The sequence below is a fragment of the Candidatus Pandoraea novymonadis genome (assembly GCF_003004665.1).
Taxonomy (GTDB): domain Bacteria; phylum Pseudomonadota; class Gammaproteobacteria; order Burkholderiales; family Burkholderiaceae; genus Pandoraea; species Pandoraea novymonadis.
Genome location: NZ_MUHY01000002.1, coordinates 1 through 19,285 on the forward strand (window position 1 = coordinate 1; position 19,285 = coordinate 19,285).

At 46.6% G+C, this 19,285-nt stretch carries 14 protein-coding genes and 1 tRNA gene; 14 read left to right on the forward strand and 1 reads right to left on the reverse strand.

The annotated features are described in order from the left end of the window. Positions 1-52 precede the first annotated feature (52 nt). From BZL35_RS03550 to rplL, 7 genes are all read left to right on the forward strand, one after another. Positions 53-128, forward strand: a tRNA-Trp gene (locus BZL35_RS03550). 24 nt (positions 129-152) lie between these two features. After that, positions 153-533 carry a preprotein translocase subunit SecE gene (gene secE, locus BZL35_RS03555; RefSeq protein WP_106182884.1) on the forward strand — a complete coding sequence of 127 codons (381 nt, stop codon included), beginning with the start codon at positions 153-155 and terminating at the stop codon, positions 531-533. A gap of 1 nt (position 534) precedes the next feature. Further along, entirely contained in the window at positions 535-1,089 is a 555-nt protein-coding gene (nusG, locus tag BZL35_RS03560; protein WP_106182885.1) for a transcription termination/antitermination protein NusG, read from the forward strand. Between the two features lie 144 nt (positions 1,090-1,233). Next, complete coding sequence (gene rplK, locus BZL35_RS03565; protein WP_106182886.1) at positions 1,234-1,665, forward strand: 50S ribosomal protein L11; 432 nt, start codon at positions 1,234-1,236, stop codon at positions 1,663-1,665. 2 nt (positions 1,666-1,667) lie between these two features. Then, positions 1,668-2,372 (forward strand): 50S ribosomal protein L1, encoded by a 705-nt coding sequence (rplA, locus tag BZL35_RS03570; RefSeq protein WP_106182887.1) that lies wholly within the window; start codon positions 1,668-1,670, stop codon positions 2,370-2,372. A gap of 306 nt (positions 2,373-2,678) precedes the next feature. Next, positions 2,679-3,176 carry a 50S ribosomal protein L10 gene (gene rplJ / locus BZL35_RS03575; RefSeq protein ID WP_106182888.1) on the forward strand — a complete coding sequence of 166 codons (498 nt, stop codon included), beginning with the start codon at positions 2,679-2,681 and terminating at the stop codon, positions 3,174-3,176. Between the two features lie 66 nt (positions 3,177-3,242). Further along, positions 3,243-3,617 (forward strand): 50S ribosomal protein L7/L12, encoded by a 375-nt coding sequence (gene rplL, locus BZL35_RS03580; RefSeq protein ID WP_106182889.1) that lies wholly within the window; start codon positions 3,243-3,245, stop codon positions 3,615-3,617. A 180-nt stretch (positions 3,618-3,797) separates the two neighbouring features. Here rplL and BZL35_RS04990 read toward each other — a convergent pair whose 3' ends face one another. Further along, a complete protein-coding gene (locus tag BZL35_RS04990; protein WP_146128575.1) occupies positions 3,798-3,989 on the reverse strand; it encodes a hypothetical protein in 192 nt (63 codons plus the stop codon). Between the two features lie 46 nt (positions 3,990-4,035). Here BZL35_RS04990 and rpoB point away from each other — a divergent pair, with 46 nt between their 5' ends. From rpoB to holA, 7 genes are all read left to right on the forward strand, one after another. After that, on the forward strand, positions 4,036-8,142 hold the full coding sequence (gene rpoB, locus BZL35_RS03585; protein WP_106182890.1) for a DNA-directed RNA polymerase subunit beta: 4,107 nt from the start codon (positions 4,036-4,038) through the stop codon (positions 8,140-8,142). Positions 8,143-8,169: 27 nt separating this feature from the next. Beyond that, positions 8,170-12,381, forward strand: a complete 4,212-nt coding sequence (gene rpoC, locus BZL35_RS03590) for a DNA-directed RNA polymerase subunit beta' (RefSeq protein ID WP_106182891.1) — start codon at positions 8,170-8,172, stop codon at positions 12,379-12,381. A gap of 909 nt (positions 12,382-13,290) precedes the next feature. After that, positions 13,291-13,638: an outer membrane protein assembly factor BamE gene (locus BZL35_RS03595; protein ID WP_106182892.1), complete on the forward strand. Its 348-nt coding sequence runs from the start codon at positions 13,291-13,293 to the stop codon at positions 13,636-13,638. A gap of 123 nt (positions 13,639-13,761) precedes the next feature. Next, positions 13,762-14,559: a 4-hydroxy-tetrahydrodipicolinate reductase gene (gene dapB, locus BZL35_RS03600; protein ID WP_106182966.1), complete on the forward strand. Its 798-nt coding sequence runs from the start codon at positions 13,762-13,764 to the stop codon at positions 14,557-14,559. Between the two features lie 200 nt (positions 14,560-14,759). Further along, a complete protein-coding gene (gene leuS, locus BZL35_RS03605; protein ID WP_106182893.1) occupies positions 14,760-17,357 on the forward strand; it encodes a leucine--tRNA ligase in 2,598 nt (865 codons plus the stop codon). A gap of 11 nt (positions 17,358-17,368) precedes the next feature. Further along, positions 17,369-17,905, forward strand: coding sequence for an LPS-assembly lipoprotein LptE (locus BZL35_RS03610; protein ID WP_106182894.1), 537 nt, complete (start codon positions 17,369-17,371; stop codon positions 17,903-17,905). Positions 17,906-17,923: 18 nt separating this feature from the next. Then, positions 17,924-18,985, forward strand: a complete 1,062-nt coding sequence (holA, locus tag BZL35_RS03615) for a DNA polymerase III subunit delta (protein WP_106182895.1) — start codon at positions 17,924-17,926, stop codon at positions 18,983-18,985. Positions 18,986-19,285 lie beyond the last annotated feature (300 nt).

Genomic DNA, 19,285 nt, shown 5'->3' on the forward strand with positions numbered 1-19,285 from the left:
AAGCGTATTTGGATCGCGTTAGGGGTCAGTCATATGACCCTGCTGCTATTTTAGGGGTATAGCTCAACTGGCAGAGCGTCGGTCTCCAAAACCGAAGGTTGGGGGTTCGATTCCCTCTGCCCCTGCCAAACTTAATTGTCTATATCCTGGAAATGTCTAATTCATCTGTAGAAGCTTTTCGCGCCACTCGTGATAAATTACTCCTCCCATTATCAGTGATTCTTGTGGTTCTCGGTGTGATGCTATTTTACATGCTCTCACAAAAAGCGTTTTTTTTACGTGTAGGGGTGTTGATTTTTTCCATATTGATAGCTTCTGGCATTGCACTGATATCACAGCCTGGAAAAAACTTTGTGTCCTTTACGAAGGATGCATATCGTGAAGTTGGGAAGGTTGTGTGGCCCTCCCGCAAAGAGGCCACTCAAGCAACAGCAATTGTGTTTGCGTTCGTTCTCATTATGTCGCTCTACCTTTGGTTAACTGACAAATCGATCGAGTGGCTGGTATTCTCTCTCATCTTAGGCTGGAAGTGACATGACGGATATCGCTGCAAAGAATACAAAGCGCTGGTATGTCGTTCACGTTTATTCTGGTATGGAAAAAAACGTAATGCATGCACTCCAAGAGCGAATCAATCGTGAGGGAATGCAATCGCAATTTGGGCGAATTCTTGTGCCGACCGAAGAGGTTGTGGAAATTAAAAGCGGGCATAGAACAGTAACCGAGCGTCGTTTCTTCCCAGGATATGTGCTCGTAGAAATGAATATGACGGATGATTCATGGCATCTGGTAAAAAATACCGCGAAGGTAACAGGTTTTATCGGTGGGACGCGTAACCGCCCCGCGCCAATTTCTGAAAAAGAAGTTGAGAAAATTATGTCTCAGATACAGGAAGGGGTGGAAAAACCTCGTCCAAAAACACTGTTCGAAGTAGGTGAGTTGGTACGAGTCAAAGATGGTCCTTTTACAGATTTCAATGGCTCAGTCGAAGAAGTGCATTATGAAAAGTCACGCCTTCGGGTGTCAGTCACTATTTTTGGACGACCCACACCAGTTGAACTAGAATTCGGACAGGTTGAAAAAACATGAGTTTAGTCAGCTGATCCAATGTCCAGATTTTTTCATCATGGTGGCATGAATTGTCACCGAGGAGCGTCAGTAGTCAATTTTTTGGTGAAAACGCGTTATCACTCAACCCCGAATATGTGCCAAATATTCGTTCCGGAGTAAACCATGGCAAAGAAAATCATCGGCTTTATCAAGCTACAGATTCCTGCCGGCAAAGCCAATCCATCGCCTCCTGTAGGTCCGGCTCTTGGACAGCGTGGCCTCAACATCATGGAGTTCTGCAAAGCATTTAATGCACAAACTCAAAGTCTTGAATCGGGCCTTCCAATTCCAGTTGTAATCACCGCCTTTGCTGACAAGAGCTTTACGTTTGTACTAAAAACACCGCCAGCAACAGTCTTGATTAAAAAAGCAGCCAAATTGGATAAGGGCTCGGCAAAGCCACACACAGATAAGGTTGGTAGTATCACCCATATACAAGCCGAAGAAATTGCAAAGATCAAGATGCCCGACCTTACAGCCTCGAATTTGGAGGCTGCAGTTCGCACCATTGCAGGTAGCGCCCGTTCGATGGGAATCACGGTGGAGGGTCTGTAGTGATGACTAAGATTTCGAAACGCCAAAAAGCATTCGCTGCCAAAATTGATCGCACTAAGCTTTACTCTATCAGTGATGCCTTGACCCTAGTCAAGGCATGTGCAAGTGCTAGGTTCGATGAGTCGATTGATGTTGCTGTACAACTTGGCGTTGACGCCAAGAAATCAGATCAAGTAGTTCGTGGATCAGTCGTTTTGCCTTCAGGTACAGGTAAGTCAATTCGCGTCGCTGTTTTCGCACAGGGCGAAAAGGCCGAGCAAGCCAGGGCTGTTGGTGCTGAAATCGTGGGTATGGAAGATTTAGCTGAGCGAATTAAAGCTGGCACAATGGATTTCGATATAGTGATTGCTTCACCAGATACAATGCGCGTTGTCGGTACCCTCGGTCAAATACTTGGTCCGCGAGGTTTAATGCCCAATCCCAAGGTGGGTACTGTAACTCCAGACGTTGCTACGGCTGTGAAAAATGCCAAAGCAGGGCAAGTTCAGTTCCGTGTTGATAAAGCTGGTATCGTGCACGCGACAATCGGTCGTGCCTCCTTTCAGGAAACTGCTCTTCAACAGAACCTGTTGGCACTTTTAGATGCACTCACGAAGGCTAAGCCAGCTTTGAGTAAGGGTATTTACCTACGCAAGGTCGCCGTGTCGAGTACGATGGGTATTGGGCTACGTGTAGATCAGGCGAGCTTGACTAGCATACTCGTATAGTAATAAATCTTTGTCATCCGAACTAATCATTCTGATGAAGCTCCTCGCGGAAAATAATCGCTTGGAAAACACAGGGAAAGCTTTGGGCGGTAGTACGGATTTTCGTCGGTACTGCCGGTTATCAAAGACCGTTGGCGGGAATGAGTAATATTTCCTTAATACGCCAGCCAACGCAGATGGCGAACCCAGACAAGTTACGCAGTGAATTTGTGCCGCGATAAGCGACGACAATAAAGCTCTTAACAAGTCGGACGCCGTTGGTGAAACGGCATCACCATTCGGTGATGCTAATTTTGGAGGTTAACCGTGGCACTTAATCTAGAAGATAAGAAAGCGGTCGTGGCAGAGGTTTCGGCGAAAATTTCCGCCGCCCAGACCATTGTACTGGCTGAATATCGCGGTATCACGGTTGGCGATCTGACGAAGCTTCGCGCAAGTGCGTGTCAGCAAGGTGTATATCTGCGTGTGTTGAAAAACACGTTAGCACGTCGCGCCATAGAAAACACGCAGTTTGCTGATCTGGCTGATCAGATGACCGGACCCCTGATCTACGGGATCTCAAACGATCCCGTAGCCGCTGCGAAAGTCTTGAATGATTTTTCAAAGGGTAACGACAAGTTGATTTTGAAGGCCGGCTCGTACGATGGCAAAACGATGGACAAAGCAAGCGTGCAAGCGTTAGCAACCATCCCGAGCCGCGACGAACTGCTCGCGAAGCTGCTGGGTGTCATGCAATCATCGGTTTCCGGTTTTGCTCGCGCCATAGCTGCCCTAGCCGAGAAAAAACAAGCCGAGGTGGCTTAAGTCTCGGAGGTGTCCATCGCACGATCGCTGACTACGGGTCCGCACACAATTTAGGAGTTTTAAAAAATGGCAATTTCGAAAGAAGAGATTCTAGACACTGTCGGTTCGATGAGTGTTATGGAACTGAACGATCTGGTCAAAGCATTTGAAGAGAAGTTTGGTGTATCGGCTGCCGCTCTCTCAGTAGCCAACACCACTGGTGTCGCAGCAGCACCAGTTGTAGAAGAGCAAACTGAATTTGACGTTATCCTGGCCGAAATCGGTGCTAACAAGGTTTCTGTCATCAAAGCTGTGCGTGAAATTACAGGACTTGGCCTGAAAGAAGCTAAAGACCTGGTTGATGGTGCTCCGAAAGTTATCAAGGAAGGTGTCGATAAAACACTTTCTGAAGAAGCAAAGAAAAAGCTCGAAGATGCTGGTGCTAAAGTGGAAATTAAGTAAGTCAACTTCAAGCCTTAGGAAGGCTGGCGACTTCTTGTATGTCGTCAGCCTTTTTCCGCTTTCTGGATGAAATTTCAAGAGAACTCTCTTTGAGATCGTAAAGTGATACTAGTTAACTTATAGTTTTCGGGAGTTCATCTTGTAATCACTCACATATGGAAGAAGAGGTCAAAGAAAAAATCACCAAACTTGTGATTTTTTCTTTGTCTTCTGAAGCGACTGCAGAAGGCAGGGTTTGGTCGGGCGATCGGCAACACAGCCATTCATCGTCGTCAGCCAGCGGTTGGTAGCGGCCAACCACCAAGCTTCCCCCGTTGCTCGATGGCAAACTCGCCATCGAGCAACGTCTGTTGTCAGTTGATGAATACACATTGATGATTTCTACCGTCAGCATCAATGTAGTGATTCGGAGATCGTAATGCACTATTCCTTCACCGAAAAAAAACGTATTCGCAAGAGTTTTGCGAAGCGTCCCACCGTACACAAGGTGCCTTTTTTGCTGGCTACTCAGCTCGCCTCGTACACAGCATTTCTGCAAGAAAAAACACCTGCAGCAAAACGAAAAAATGAAGGCCTACAAGCCGCATTCAGCTCAATCTTTCCAATCGTTTCTCATAATGGCTTTGCCCGTCTCGAGTTTGTCAGTTATTTTCTCGGCGCACCAACATTTGACGTCAAAGAATGTCAACAGCGTGGCTTGACTTTCTGCTCCGCATTGCGTGCGAAGGTCCGTCTGGTGATTCTCGACAAGGAGTCTCCAAACAAACCTGTAGTTAAGGAAATAAAGGAACAAGAAGTATATATGGGCGAAATTCCGCTCATGACCTCGACGGGCTCATTCGTCATCAATGGTACCGAACGTGTCATCGTCTCACAGCTACACCGCTCACCAGGAGTCTTCTTCGAACACGACAAGGGAAAGACACACAGCTCCGGAAAACTCTTATTCTCTGCACGGATTATTCCGTATCGTGGCTCATGGTTAGATTTCGAATTTGACCCAAAAGATATTCTGTATTTTCGTGTTGATCGTCGCCGAAAGATGCCTGTCACAATTCTGCTCAAGGCCATTGGCCTCACGCCGGAACAGATCCTCGCAAACTTTTTCGTGTTTGATGACCTTTCACTAATGTCAAAAGGTGCACAAGTTAGGTTTGTACCAGAGCGTCTACGTGGTGAAATTGCTCGTTTTGATATTTTGGATCACGAAGGGAAAATCATTGTCCAAAAGGACAAGAGGGTTAACTCAAAGCACATCCGCGATCTTGAAAACGCTGACACGAAGTTTATCTCTGTACCAGAAGATTATATGCTAGGTCATGTTCTAGCAAAAAATGTAATCGATGCCGATACCGGAGAAGTGATCGCAGATGCCAACGACGAAATCACCGAAGGTCTGTTAGCCAAACTGCGTGAGTGTGGTGTCAAAGAAATCCAAACGCTGTATACCAATGACTTGGATCAAGGGCCGTACATTTCAAACACGTTACGTATAGATGAAACAACCGATCGCACAGCTGCACGTATCGCGATCTATCGCATGATGCGTCCAGGTGAACCACCGACTGAAGACGCTGTGGAGGCCCTATTTAACCGTCTATTTTACAATGCAGAAGCTTACGATCTATCGAAAGTAGGTCGAATGAAGTTCAATCGCCGTGTGGGGCGAGAAGAAGAGCTTGGACCAATGACTCTGGAAGACAACGACATACTCTCGACTATTAAGATTCTTGTAAATCTGCGCAATGGCCGAGGAGAAGTCGATGATATTGACCATTTGGGTAACCGGCGTGTACGCTGTGTCGGTGAGTTAGCTGAAAATCAGTTTCGAGCAGGTCTTGTACGTGTTGAACGTGCGGTCAGGGAGCGTCTAGGTCAAGCGGAATCCGAAAATCTAATGCCGCATGACCTAATCAATAGCAAACCAATTTCGTCGGCAATTCGTGAATTCTTTGGTTCATCACAACTGTCACAGTTTATGGACCAAACTAATCCATTATCGGAAATTACTCACAAGCGTCGTGTGTCAGCCCTGGGGCCAGGCGGTTTAACCCGTGAACGTGCTGGCTTTGAAGTGCGAGACGTACATCCAACACACTACGGACGTGTTTGCGCTATTGAAACACCTGAAGGTCCAAATATTGGCCTAATCAACTCCCTAGCGCTGTACGCTCGCTTAAATGAATATGGTTTTCTAGAAACACCTTATCGCAAGGTGCTAGACAGCCAAGTGACCAATCAAATTGAATATCTATCAGCAATTGAAGAAGGTCGCTATGTTATCGCTCAGGCAAATGCGACGGTGAACGACAATGGTATGCTCGTCGATGAATTAGTTTCGTCACGTGCAGCAGGTGAAACTATGATGGTTACACCCGAGCGTGTCCAATACATGGATGTCGCACCGTCGCAGATCGTGTCAGTGGCAGCATCACTAATTCCTTTCTTGGAACACGATGATGCGAACCGCGCTTTAATGGGCTCAAATATGCAGCGTCAGGCAGTACCTTGCTTGCGTCCTGAAAAGGCTGTGGTTGGTACAGGCATTGAGCGCACCGTGGCAGTAGACTCAGGCACAACGGTGCAAGCTTCTCGTGGAGGAGTAGTCGATTACGTCGATGCTGGCCGCGTGGTCATTCGTGTGAACGATGATGAGGCCCAAGCTGGTGAAGTCGGTGTAGAGATCCACAACCTCATTAAATATACACGTTCCAACCAAAACACCAATATCAACCAACGTCCAATCGTCGAAGTGGGTGACAAGGTTTCTCGTGGGGATGTCATCGCTGACGGCGCATCAACCGATCTAGGTGAGTTAGCGTTGGGTCAGAATATGTTAGTCGCCTTTATGCCCTGGAATGGCTACAATTTTGAGGATTCCATCCTGATTTCAGAGCGCGTAGTAGCAGAAGATCGTTACACGTCAATCCATATAGAAGAACTCAATGTTGTCGCTCGTGACACGAAGCTCGGACCCGAAGACATCACGCGTGATATCTCGAACCTGGCAGAAGCTCAGTTGAGCCGTCTCGACGAGGCGGGCATTGTCTACGTAGGTGCTGAAGTCGAGGCAGGTGACGTCCTAGTTGGTAAGGTAACTCCAAAAGGTGAAACTCAACTGACACCGGAAGAAAAACTGCTGCGTGCTATTTTTGGTGAAAAAGCATCGGACGTAAAGGATACCTCGTTGCGGGTCCCTTCAGGGATGAGCGGCACGGTCATCGACGTGCAAGTGTTTACACGTGAAGGTATCGAGCGTGATAGGCGTGCACAACAGATTATCGACGATGAACTAAAACGTTTCCGTCTTGATCTGAACGATCAGCTACGTATTGTAGAGAGTGATGCTTTTGAACGCCTGGAGCGTTTCCTCGTCGGCAAGAATGCTAATGGAGGTCCAAAGAAGTTGGCTAAAGGTACAGAAATCACCAAAGAATACTTAGCTGATTTGGATCGTTATTATTGGTTTGATATACGCGTCTCGGAAGACGATGCAGCGGAACAGCTCGAAGCAATGAAAGAATCCATCGAGCAAAAACGTCATCAATTCGACCTGGCTTTCGAAGAAAAGCGCAAGAAATTAACTCAAGGCGATGAACTACCCCGTGGCGTCTTGAAAATGGTGAAGGTACACTTAGCGGTCAAACGCCGGCTGCAGCCAGGTGATAAGATGGCTGGACGTCATGGTAACAAAGGTGTTGTATCAAAAATTGTGCCTATTGAAGATATGCCGTACATGGCTGATGGTCGTCCTGTTGACATTGTTTTGAATCCGCTAGGTGTGCCCTCACGAATGAACGTGGGGCAAGTGCTCGAAGTGCATTTAGGCTGGGCAGCCAAGGGTTTAGGCTGGCGTATTGGCGAAATGCTAAAGCGTCAAACGCAAGTGGAAGAGATACGTAAATTCTTAACGAAAATCTATAACGAGAGCGGCAATCAGGAAGACATCAAAGGGTTCTCCGACAACGAAATTATGACGCTAGCGCGTAACCTAAAAAATGGTGTGCCATTTGCCACACCAGTGTTCGATGGTGCTCATGAAGAAGAAATCGGGCGCATGTTAAATCTCGCGTATCCCGATGACATTGCGAAGGAACTCGGTATGACAAAGTCAAAAAACCAGGTTACGTTGCATGATGGCCGCACAGGCGAAGCTTTCGAACGTTCTGTCACCGTAGGTTTTATGCATATGTTGAAGTTGCACCATTTGGTTGACGATAAGATGCATGCACGTTCAACGGGTCCATACTCGCTCGTGACACAACAACCGTTAGGTGGCAAAGCCCAGTTCGGTGGTCAACGCTTCGGTGAGATGGAAGTGTGGGCTCTAGAGGCTTACGGTGCATCATACGTGCTACAGGAAATGCTGACTGTGAAGTCAGATGACGTAACAGGTCGAACTAAAGTGTACGAGAATCTCGTGAAGGGTGATCATGTGATCGATGCCGGCATGCCGGAATCGTTCAATGTATTGGTGAAGGAAATCCGTTCGCTCGGTATTGATATCGACCTCGCAAGCGAGTAATCGCGCGCAGGCAAATTGGAGAAAGCAATGAAAGCTTTGCTCGATCTATTCAAGCAAGTTCAACAAGACGAACAGTTTGACGCGATCAAAATTGGTCTAGCTTCAGCGGATAAGATCCGTTCGTGGTCGTTCGGTGAAGTAAAAAAGCCGGAAACAATCAACTACCGCACTTTTAAACCCGAGCGTGATGGTCTATTTTGCGCCAAGATCTTTGGCCCAATCAAAGACTACGAGTGCTTATGTGGTAAGTATAAACGGCTGAAGCATCGCGGTGTGATCTGCGAGAAATGTGGTGTGGAAGTAACTCTGACGAAGGTCCGTCGTGAACGCATGGGCCACATCGAACTCGCTTCACCAGTGGCACATATCTGGTTCTTGAAATCCCTGCCGTCACGGCTGGGCATGGTGCTCGATATGACGTTACGTGACATCGAGCGCGTATTATACTTCGAGGCTTATGTGATCCTAGACCCAGGTATGACACCGCTCAAACGCTGCCAGATCATGACGGAAGAAGATTATTATGCTAAGGTCGAAGAGTATGGTGATGAATTCCGTGCCGAAATGGGTGCAGAAGGCGTGCGCGAGCTGCTGCGTTCAATCGATATTGATTCGGAGGTTGATCGTTTAAGAGCGGAACTTCAAGTGACTGGTTCAGAGGCCAAGATCAAGAAATACGCTAAGCGTTTAAAAGTACTAGAAGCATTCCAGCGCTCCGGTATTAAACCCGAATGGATGGTGCTCGAAGTCCTTCCAGTACTTCCGCCCGAGCTTCGCCCACTAGTACCACTGGACGGTGGTCGCTTTGCAACCTCGGATTTAAACGATCTTTATCGTCGCGTTATCAACCGTAACAACCGTCTGAAGCGTCTGCTCGAGCTCAAAGCACCCGACATCATTGTGCGTAATGAAAAACGCATGCTACAAGAGTCCGTCGACTCACTGCTAGACAATGGGCGTCGAGGTAAAGCTATGACAGGCGCGAACAAGCGACCACTCAAATCTTTAGCTGATATGATCAAGGGTAAGAGTGGTCGTTTCCGCCAAAACTTGCTCGGTAAACGAGTTGATTATTCTGGTCGTTCCGTCATTACCGTGGGTCCAACACTCAAGCTTCATCAGTGCGGTTTACCTAAACTGATGGCGCTTGAACTCTTCAAGCCTTTCATTTTTCACAAGCTGGAATTGATGGGCATAGCCACCACCATCAAAGCAGCCAAGAAAGAAGTCGAAAACCAAACACCAGTTGTATGGGATATCCTGGAAGAGGTGATCCGTGAGCATCCAATCATGCTCAACCGTGCGCCAACGCTACACCGTCTTGGAATACAAGCGTTTGAGCCCATGTTAATCGAAGGTAAGGCAATTCAGCTACATCCACTAGTCTGTGCTGCCTTTAACGCCGATTTCGACGGTGACCAAATGGCCGTTCACGTACCGCTATCGCTGGAAGCACAGATGGAAGCACGTACGCTCATGCTCGCATCAAACAATGTACTGTTCCCCGCGAACGGTGATCCGTCGATCGTGCCATCACAGGATATCGTGCTAGGTCTCTATGCTGCCACACGTGAAAAAATCAATGGTAAAGGACAAGGGCTATCTTTTGTCGATATTTCAGAAGTACTACGGGCCTACGACAACAGGGAAGTAGAACTCACTTCACGCGTGAATGTCCGCATCACAGAATACACAATCAATACCGAAACATCTGAAAAGATACCGAAAATTACTCTTTATGCAACAACGGTCGGCCGAGCGATACTCTCAGAGATCCTGCCTCCAGGATTACCCTTCTCTATGCTGAATAAGTCCTTAAAAAAGAAGGAAATCTCGAAGTTAATTAATACGGCATTCCGCCGTTGTGGCCTACGTGAAACTGTGATCTTCGTCGATAAGTTGATGCAATCTGGCTTCAAACTGGCTACGCGTGCTGGTATTTCGATTTGTGTCGACGACATGCTTGTGCCGGTCCAGAAGGAAATGATCATCGGCGAGGCTTCAAAGAAGGTGAAAGAGTACGACCGTCAGTACATGTCAGGCCTAGTCACGGCTCAAGAACGTTACAACAATGTTGTCGATATTTGGGGTGCAACTGGTGAAGCGGTGGGTAAAGCGATGATGGAGCAACTGTCGACAGAAGAGACAGTCGACCATGACGGAGCAGTGGTGAGACAGGAATCATTTAATTCTATTTACATGATGGCTGACTCAGGTGCACGGAGCTCGAGTGCACAGATCCGTCAACTTGCTGGGATGCGTGGCTTGATGGCCAAACCGGATGGCTCAATTATCGAGACACCGATTACTGCAAACTTCCGCGAAGGACTGAATGTTTTGCAGTACTTCATTTCAACACACGGCGCACGTAAGGGTCTCGCCGATACTGCATTGAAGACGGCAAACTCGGGGTACTTGACTCGTCGTTTAGTCGACGTAACACAGGATCTGGTTGTGGTCGAAGACGATTGCGGTACCAGAAATGGTGTAGCGATGAAGGCCTTGGTTGAAGGTGGTGAAGTCGTCGAAGCACTGCGTGATCGTATTTTAGGTCGTGTCGTAGTGTCAGATGTTGTAGATCCTGAAACACAAACCACGTTGTTCGAAGCCGGCACTCTACTCGATGAAGATGCTGTGGAAGAAATTGAAGCCAAGGGCGTAGACGAAGTACGCGTCCGCACGCCACTTACCTGTGATACCCGCTACGGCTTGTGTGCACAGTGTTACGGCCGCGACCTAGGCCGTGGTACACGCGTGAACGTCGGTGAGGCGGTTGGCGTGATCGCAGCTCAGTCCATCGGTGAGCCTGGTACGCAGCTAACGATGCGTACCTTCCATATTGGAGGAGCAGCGTCTCGTGCCGCCATCGCTTCAGCAATTGAAGCTAAATCAAACGGTACGGTTCGCTTCACAAGCACTATGCGTTATGTAACCAATGGGAAGGGCGAACAAATCGTGATTTCTCGCTCAGGTGAAATCTTGATCACGGACAACCATGGGCGTGAACGTGAACGGCATAAAGTGCCTTATGGTGCAACGTTACTTCAAAAAGAATGCGTACAAGTGAAGGCAGGTGCCCAGCTATCTACATGGGACCCGCTGACGCGTCCGATCATTACTGAGTATAGTGGGCTTGTAAAATTCGAGAATGTCGAGGAAGGTGTTACGGTTGCTAAGCAAATCGACGATGTGACCGGTCTTTCCACCTTAGTCGTAATAGATCCGAAGCATCGTGGGTCGACATCGAAGAACGTACGGCCACAGGTCAAGTTGCTTGATGAACAAAATGAAGAAGTCAAAATCCCCGGTACCGATCATGCTGTAACAATCGGTTTTCAGGTTGGTGCGCTCATCACTGTTAAAGATGGTCAGCACGTGCATATCGGTGAAGTACTTGCGCGTATTCCAACCGAATCACAAAAGACTCGCGACATTACCGGAGGTCTACCGCGTGTAGCAGAACTTTTCGAAGCGCGCGTACCAAAAGATGCTGGTATTTTAGCGGAAGTAACGGGTACAGTATCCTTTGGCAAGGACACCAAGGGTAAACAGCGTCTTGTGATTACTGATCTCGATGGTAACCAGCATGAATTCCTCATTCCAAAGGAAAAACAATTGCTAGTTCATGACGGTCAGGTTGTGAACAAAGGCGAAATGATTGTGGATGGTCCAGCCGATCCACACGATATCCTCCGATTACAAGGAACGGAAGCATTGGCACGTTATATCGTCGACGAAGTACAAGACGTCTATCGTTTACAAGGGGTCAAGATTAATGACAAACACATCGAGGTGATTGTTCGCCAAATGTTGCGGCGTGTACAGATCATTGATTCAGGTGATACCCGATTCATCACCGGTGAGCAGGTAGAACGCTCCGACATGCTTGACGAGAATGACGCAGTCAAAGCTAAAGAAAAATGTCCGGCTGACTACGCGAACGTTTTACTTGGGATTACGAAAGCATCACTATCCACAGATTCCTTCATCTCTGCAGCATCTTTTCAGGAAACAACAAGAGTATTGACGGAAGCCGCAATCATGGGAAAACGAGACGACCTGCGAGGTTTGAAAGAAAACGTCATCGTCGGTCGTTTGATTCCGGCAGGTACCGGCTTAGCCTATCACAAAGCCCGTAAAGCACGTGAAACATCGGATCGCGAGCGTCACAATCAGATTGCGCTAGAAGAAGCATTCCTTCCACAATCCGCTTCGGAAGAAGCCGCGACTGCGGAGTAGACGCTTCGTTTTATCGGTTGTGGTTTTAAACCGCAACCGATTTTTTCCTTGAAGTTGAGTTTTTTATCCCATTGCGTAGCCACGTCACATATAAAACCAAACTCCTGCACACTGGGCATGTTTAAATAGATCTTATGTGTTCTTCGAAAATCTCCATTCATGAAAAAACATATTATCTGTTCATGTGTCATAAAACGAACAAAAAAGAAAAAAGAAATTCCTCTAAAAAATAAAGAATTGAGAATGTATTAATAATTTCCTAGATCTGTTTTTTAGTAACTATAAGCACACACAGAATACATAGAAGTTTCTGTCAGATGCCAAACAATCTATAATTCAAAAAACCAGTCTATGACGCATAACGTCCCAAACTAACAATAATCGCCGAATAATTTTATACTTTTTTAGGCAAGTACTACTTGCTAAAAGGTTTGCCGTTCCCTACGGCATTAGGGGAAAGCCCTTTCGAAATTAGGAAATCTGTTGTTCCTGAGAATAAAGCGAGACTTCACACTAAGCCATTTTTTGGCGATGAAAAATCTGAAAAGGATTGGATAGCTCGGAAAAAGCCCGTCTAATACTGCTTTTGAGGAGTTTTTTATCGCAATACAAACGTTATCCTAACATCAAAGCTTGTATCCAAGTAAAACCTTGCTTGGATACAAGCTTTACTCTAATGACATGATTTTTTGATGGTATGCAATTTCGGTGTAAAAATAGGGATATTTTTAGATCCAAATGATTCAGCATTACCCTACTCCCCTGGAGTACAATACACCCTTAATCACATAATTTCTTTTTTTGCTCGGTAAGAACTGAGCAAAGAGAGGGTGGATTTTGCTACAATTTTTTGATGAGTTAAATTTGCGTTCCTCTCTTACCGTCTTTGGGGCTATAGTACTTTTATTTATGGCTGGTTGCTCGACCTACGATAATATCAGCACAAAGATGATCAGTGCCGTCACCCCATATCGTATCAACATCGTTCAGGGCAACTTCGTCTCGAGGGAAGCTTATGAAAAGCTCAAGCCGGGTATGACACGTGATCAAGTACGTGAATTGCTTGGTACGCCGCTGTTAATTGATATGTTTCATGCTAACCACTGGTACTATGTTTTCTATTTCAAGCGAAACAATGCATCTACCTTAGAAAGACGTCACTTAACAACCTATTTCAAAGGTAATGCCTTGGCGAAATGGACTGGCGGCGAAAAATTGCCATCTGAGTATGACTTGATACAGGAAATTGATGGATAAAAGCCAAATGAACGTGGGCCAGCAGTGGTAGTCAATAACCATCATCAGGTCATTCTACCCTTGGCGGATGGAGGTCCCCCAACGAGTTCGTATAGATTTCACTAAAGGTCGACACGCATAATGATGAAAATTGCCATTGCTGGTGCCTCCGGTCGGATGGGGCGAATGCTAATTGAAACGGTTCTTACTGCAAACGATGCTAAATTAGTCGGCGCGCTTGATCGCCCAAATAGCAGCGCAATAGGTGAAGATGCTGGTGCGTTTCTGGGACAAAAAACTGGAATAACTGTTACAGGTGATGTCGATGTCGCACTTCGACAAGCTGAGTTTTTAATCGATTTTACACGTCCAGATGGCACACTAACACATCTCCCTGTTGCTGAAAAGTATGGGGTGAAAATGATTATTGGCACCACTGGCTTTTCCGAAAAGCAGAAGGAACGACTGCAAGAGACTGGAAAAAATCTGGCGTTGGTCTTCGCACCAAATATGAGCATCGGGGTGAATGCAACTTTCAAGTTGCTCGAAGTAGCTGCGAAAATTTTGAATAATTCTTACGATATCGAAATCGTTGAGGCTCATCATCGTCACAAAGTCGATGCACCATCCGGCACAGCTTTGCATATGGGAGAAGTCGTGGCCAACGCGCTTGGGAGAGATTTAAAAACATGCGCTGTTTATAGCCGCGAAGGAATTACTGGTGAACGTGCTTCGTCGACCATTGGTTTTTCGACGATCCGTGGCGGCGACATCATTGGCGATCATACAGTCCTATTCGCTGGTCTTGGTGAGAGAATCGAAATTACTCATAAATCCTCGAGTCGATTGTCGTATGCGCAAGGCTCACTGTATGCAGCGCGATTCTTGGCAACTCGTTCAGTGGGTGTATTTGACATGCAGGACGTACTGGGGCTACGTTAACTTCGAACAGCAGCAGTATGAGTGGCCTCCAATTTTCGCCGGATACCGCATCCGTCATGCAATCTCTCTTTCGCTTTTTCTCCGCGACGGGGAGGTATAATGAAAAACTTCTCACAAATTTTCTCCTAATACGATCTGTTTCGCCATAGCGCGAGATTGACAGAGGGATATATCGAACTGAATCTCATCCCGAACCGATCATGCAAGAAAAATATGTTCCAGCTGATGTCGAAGCCGCAGCACAATCACACTGGCAGGCAATCGATGCTTATAAAATCAACGAATGTTCGGAAAAACCAAAGTTTTATTGTGTCTCAATGCTGCCATATCCGTCGGGTAAGCTGCATATGGGCCATGTGCGTAACTACACCATAAACGATGTAATGTATCGCCACCTTCGCATGCGTGGCTACAACGTCTTGATGCCGATGGGCTGGGACGCCTTTGGTATGCCAGCAGAAAATGCTGCGATGGCTAATGGTGTACCTCCTGCGCAATGGACTTACGAGAACATCGCTTACATGAAGAAGCAAATGAATGCGATGGGTTTCGCAATCGACTGGTCCCGAGAATTGGCAACTTGCAAGCCTGAGTACTACAAATGGAATCAGTGGTTTTTCCTAAAAATGCTAGAAAAGGGACTCGTGTATCTAAAAACGGGTATCGTCAATTGGGATCCCGTCGACCAGACAGTTCTATCCAACGAACAGGTAATTGATGGTCGGGGTTGGCGTTCAGGAGTATTGGTAGAAAAGCGTGAAATCCCAATGTATTACATGCGTATCACCGATTATGCAGATGACCTACTACAAGATTTAAATAAGCTTGATTGGCCTGAACGCGTCAAGGTGATGCAACAAAATTGGATTGGTAAAAGCTTTGGCGTGACTTTCGGCTTTCCATATACGCTCGACGGCGAACAAAAGTTATTGTATGTGTTCACCACACGTGCCGATACGATCATGGGCGTAACCTTTTGTGTAATTTCTACCGAGCATCCATTGGCTAAACGCCTGTCCGAAGATAAGCCTGAGTTAAAAACCTTCATTAATGAATGTAAACAAGGAGGAGTCACCGAAGCCAGCATCGCGACACAGGAAAAAAAGGGTATTGCGACCGGTTTTTTTGTCACACACCCACTCTCAGGTGAATCAATTGAAATATGGATCGGCAACTACGTGGTGATGAGCTACGGTGAAGGCGCCGTAATGGGCGTGCCAGCGCACGATGAACGTGATTTTGCGTTTGCGCATAAGTACAATCTACCGATCAAACAAGTTATTACAGTCCCTGGAAAAGAATTTTCTATAGAGGTTTGGCAAGCTTGGTATGGAGATAAAGAAGCAACATTATGCATCAACAGTGGTAAGTACAATGGGCTGAACTATCACGCTGCAATCGACACGATTGCAGCTGATCTGAATTCTAAAGGTCTAGGCAAAAAGCAAGTAATGTTCCGGCTGCGTGATTGGGGTATTTCTCGCCAACGTTATTGGGGTACGCCAATCCCAATCATCCATTGCGATGCATGTGGTGCTGTTCCAGTACCAGAGAAAGATTTGCCGGTAGTATTGCCAGAAAACCTCGTACCAGATGGTACTGGTAACCCGCTCGCCACATCGATCGAATTCCTAAACTGCACTTGTCCAAAGTGTCATAAACCAGGACGCCGCGAAACCGATACGATGGACACCTTCGTCGATTCGTCATGGTATTTCTCACGCTACACGTGTCCAGATGCAGATACTATGGTTGACGCGCGCACCAACTACTGGATGCCGATGGATCAGTATATCGGTGGCATCGAGCATGCGATTCTCCATTTGCTCTATTCGCGTTTCTGGACCAAGGTCATGCGAGATATGAAGTTGGTGAGTTTCGGAGAACCCGCCAAGAATCTGCTTACGCAAGGCATGGTACTCAATGAAACATATTACCGCGAAGACATGTCAGGCAAAAAAACATGGTTCAATCCATCTGAGGTAAATGTACATTTCGATGATAAAGCGCGTCCGATAAGTGCAAGCCTTTCACTTGACGGTCAAGAGATAGTACTTGGTGAAATCGAGAAGATGGCGAAATCGAAGAATAATGGTGTAGATCCACAATCCCTCATTAACCAATACGGTGCTGATACAGCTCGGCTGTTCGTGATGTTTGCCGCGCCACCTGAGCAGCAACTAAAGTGGTCGGAGTCAGGAGTTGATGGTGCAAGTCGCTTCTTGCGACGCCTGTGGAATTTTGGCCAATCGAATGCCACACTATTATCAGCAACTGATGTGTATATCGATACCACAAATCCAACAGACCAGTCGCTACGCCGTAAAATTCATACCCTACTCAAACAGGCGAATTACGATTACCAGCGCGCACAATACAACACGGTCGTATCAGCGGCGATGAAAATGCTAAACGCTATCGAAAATGATCACCGTACCTCAGGTGCCGGTGTGATGAGGGAATGCTACGGTATTCTCCTTCGCATATTGTACCCGATGGTTCCCCATATCACACATGGCTTGTGGACTGCGCTAGGCTATGACAGACAGTCTGGCGAACTACTAGATACTACATGGCCAGAAGTCGATACAAGTGCTCTCATACAAGCAGAAATCGAGTTGATTTTACAAGTCAACGGCAAGGTACGGGGATCGCTTAAAATTGCAAGGGATGCATCACGACAAAGCATCGAGCAGGCAGCACTTGGACACGAAATGACAATCAAGTTTAGCAAAGGTATGACACAGAAGAAGGTCATCATTGTGCCTGGACGTCTGGTCAATTTAGTAATTTCATGAAGACGGCGTAAATGAGCGAATATTTTAGTCTTTCTCGTCGAGGCTTCCTCAGCCAAATCGTAGCATTCACTAGCGTCTTGGGTCTGCATGGATGCGGTTTTCAAATGCGCAATGCTAAGGAGTATGCTTTCAAACGCCTGTACATCATGACGTCAAACAGACAGTTAGCGCTCGATATTACTCGTAACATTAGCTATGGCAGCCGCAGTACTATCGTTGTTGATACCCCACAAAATGCCGATGCCAGACTTGAAATTCTAAGTATATCGGAAACACGCAAACCGCTCAGTTTAAATGCAGCGGTCCAAACACGTGAATATGAGTTGCGTAGTACCACGGAGTTTCAGCTAGTTACGCCCGATGGCAGACCAATCATCGAACGCAGTCAAATCACAATGAGCCGTAATTTGCCATATAGCGATTCTGAAGCAGCGGCACGTGATACAGAGTCAATATTACTTTATCGTGATATGATGCGCGCCACAGTTGATCAAATCATCCGTCGATTGGAATCAGTTAAGGTCTTGCCTACACTTCTGGGAAACTAATTTCCAGAAGCTCGTATTATGCAACTTCAACCTCGCGCGCTCGTCACACATCTCGCTAAGACGTTGGCACCAATCTACACGATCTACGGTGATGAACACTTGTTAGTACAAGAAACTGTTGATCAGTTGCGTGCCGCTGCTCGTGCTGCGGGTTACACCGATCGCGAGGTCTTATTAGTTGACAGAGGCTTCGACTGGAGAAATCTCTTTCACGCTAAGCAATCCATGTCTCTATTTGGAAATCGCAAGTTAGTTGAGTTGCGTGTACCTGCTGGAAAGCCTGGTCGTGATGGAGGATCTGCATTAGTAGCCCATGCGAAAAATGTAAAGCTAGATGTACTAACTATTGTGACTTTGCCAAGACTCGATGCGGCAGCAACCAAATCTGACTGGTTTAGCGCTCTAAATCAGGCTGGCATCACAATCAAAATCGAGCCCGTTGATCGAGAAAACTTAGCAGATTGGATTGAAAAACGTCTCATGGCACAAGGCCAACGTGTCCCTGCAGGAGATGACGGGCGTCGTGTTTTACAGTTTATCGTAGATCAAATTGAAGGAAATTTACTCGCCGCTCATCAGGAAATACAGAAACTAGGGCTAATCTATCCTAAAGGTGAGCTTACATTTACTTCTGTGCAAGATGCTGTGCTAAATGTCGCCCGCTATGACGTTTTTAAACTCAAGGAAGTAGTGTTGGCAGGCGATATACAACGACTCACTCGTATGCTCGAAGGGTTGCGTGGCCAGGGAGAAGCTGTACAACTTGTGTTATGGGCATTAACCGAGGAGGTCCGTACGCTATCCCGTATTTTTTACCGCATGTCGGAGGGAATGCCATTAACAACGCTACTACGTGAATATCGCGTATGGGGACCTCGAGAGCTCTGGATTAGGCAAGCAGTGCAAAGAGTCACGCCAGTGTCGCTGCATAACGCTTTGTTTCTGGCCACACTACTGGACCGTCAAGTCAAAGGCTTAACTGTCGAAGGGTTGGCCAGCGATCCATGGGATGGTTTATTAGAACTGGGCTTAATACTACTAACTGGCAAAAAACTTTCCGATGAAATAATCATCGGATGATCACTGACCAGCCAACCGTACAAATCCGGGTTTATTATCCTCTGTGTGACGCATAAAAAATCATCAAAAAGTAATTCATTATCATTGACAGAATAATTCGTCATCTAATTTATTATGCGATGCTTCATTTTCGGTGCTGATAGTCTAAGGATGATGATCTGATGATCAGTGTCAGATGTCACTGCTACAGAATCCAGCATGAATCTATGTATGAGAGGGGCCCGCGAACACTGACAATTTACTCCAATAGATCCATCCGTGTCCGACTTAATAACCTACTACAAATTTTCGTAGTGAAGA

Coding starts and splice junctions, on each gene's coding strand:
- nusG (WP_106182885.1), top strand. CDS start 535: ATGACGGATATCGCTGCAAAGAATACAAAGCGCTGGTATGTCGTTCAC.
- rplL (WP_106182889.1), top strand. CDS start 3,243: ATGGCAATTTCGAAAGAAGAGATTCTAGACACTGTCGGTTCGATGAGT.
- rplA (WP_106182887.1), top strand. CDS start 1,668: ATGACTAAGATTTCGAAACGCCAAAAAGCATTCGCTGCCAAAATTGAT.
- rpoB (WP_106182890.1), top strand. CDS start 4,036: ATGCACTATTCCTTCACCGAAAAAAAACGTATTCGCAAGAGTTTTGCG.
- dapB (WP_106182966.1), top strand. CDS start 13,762: ATGAAAATTGCCATTGCTGGTGCCTCCGGTCGGATGGGGCGAATGCTA.
- rplK (WP_106182886.1), top strand. CDS start 1,234: ATGGCAAAGAAAATCATCGGCTTTATCAAGCTACAGATTCCTGCCGGC.
- BZL35_RS04990 (WP_146128575.1), bottom strand. CDS start 3,989: ATGTGTATTCATCAACTGACAACAGACGTTGCTCGATGGCGAGTTTGC.
- holA (WP_106182895.1), top strand. CDS start 17,924: ATGCAACTTCAACCTCGCGCGCTCGTCACACATCTCGCTAAGACGTTG.
- leuS (WP_106182893.1), top strand. CDS start 14,760: ATGCAAGAAAAATATGTTCCAGCTGATGTCGAAGCCGCAGCACAATCA.
- BZL35_RS03610 (WP_106182894.1), top strand. CDS start 17,369: ATGAGCGAATATTTTAGTCTTTCTCGTCGAGGCTTCCTCAGCCAAATC.
- BZL35_RS03595 (WP_106182892.1), top strand. CDS start 13,291: ATGGCTGGTTGCTCGACCTACGATAATATCAGCACAAAGATGATCAGT.
- rpoC (WP_106182891.1), top strand. CDS start 8,170: ATGAAAGCTTTGCTCGATCTATTCAAGCAAGTTCAACAAGACGAACAG.
- secE (WP_106182884.1), top strand. CDS start 153: ATGTCTAATTCATCTGTAGAAGCTTTTCGCGCCACTCGTGATAAATTA.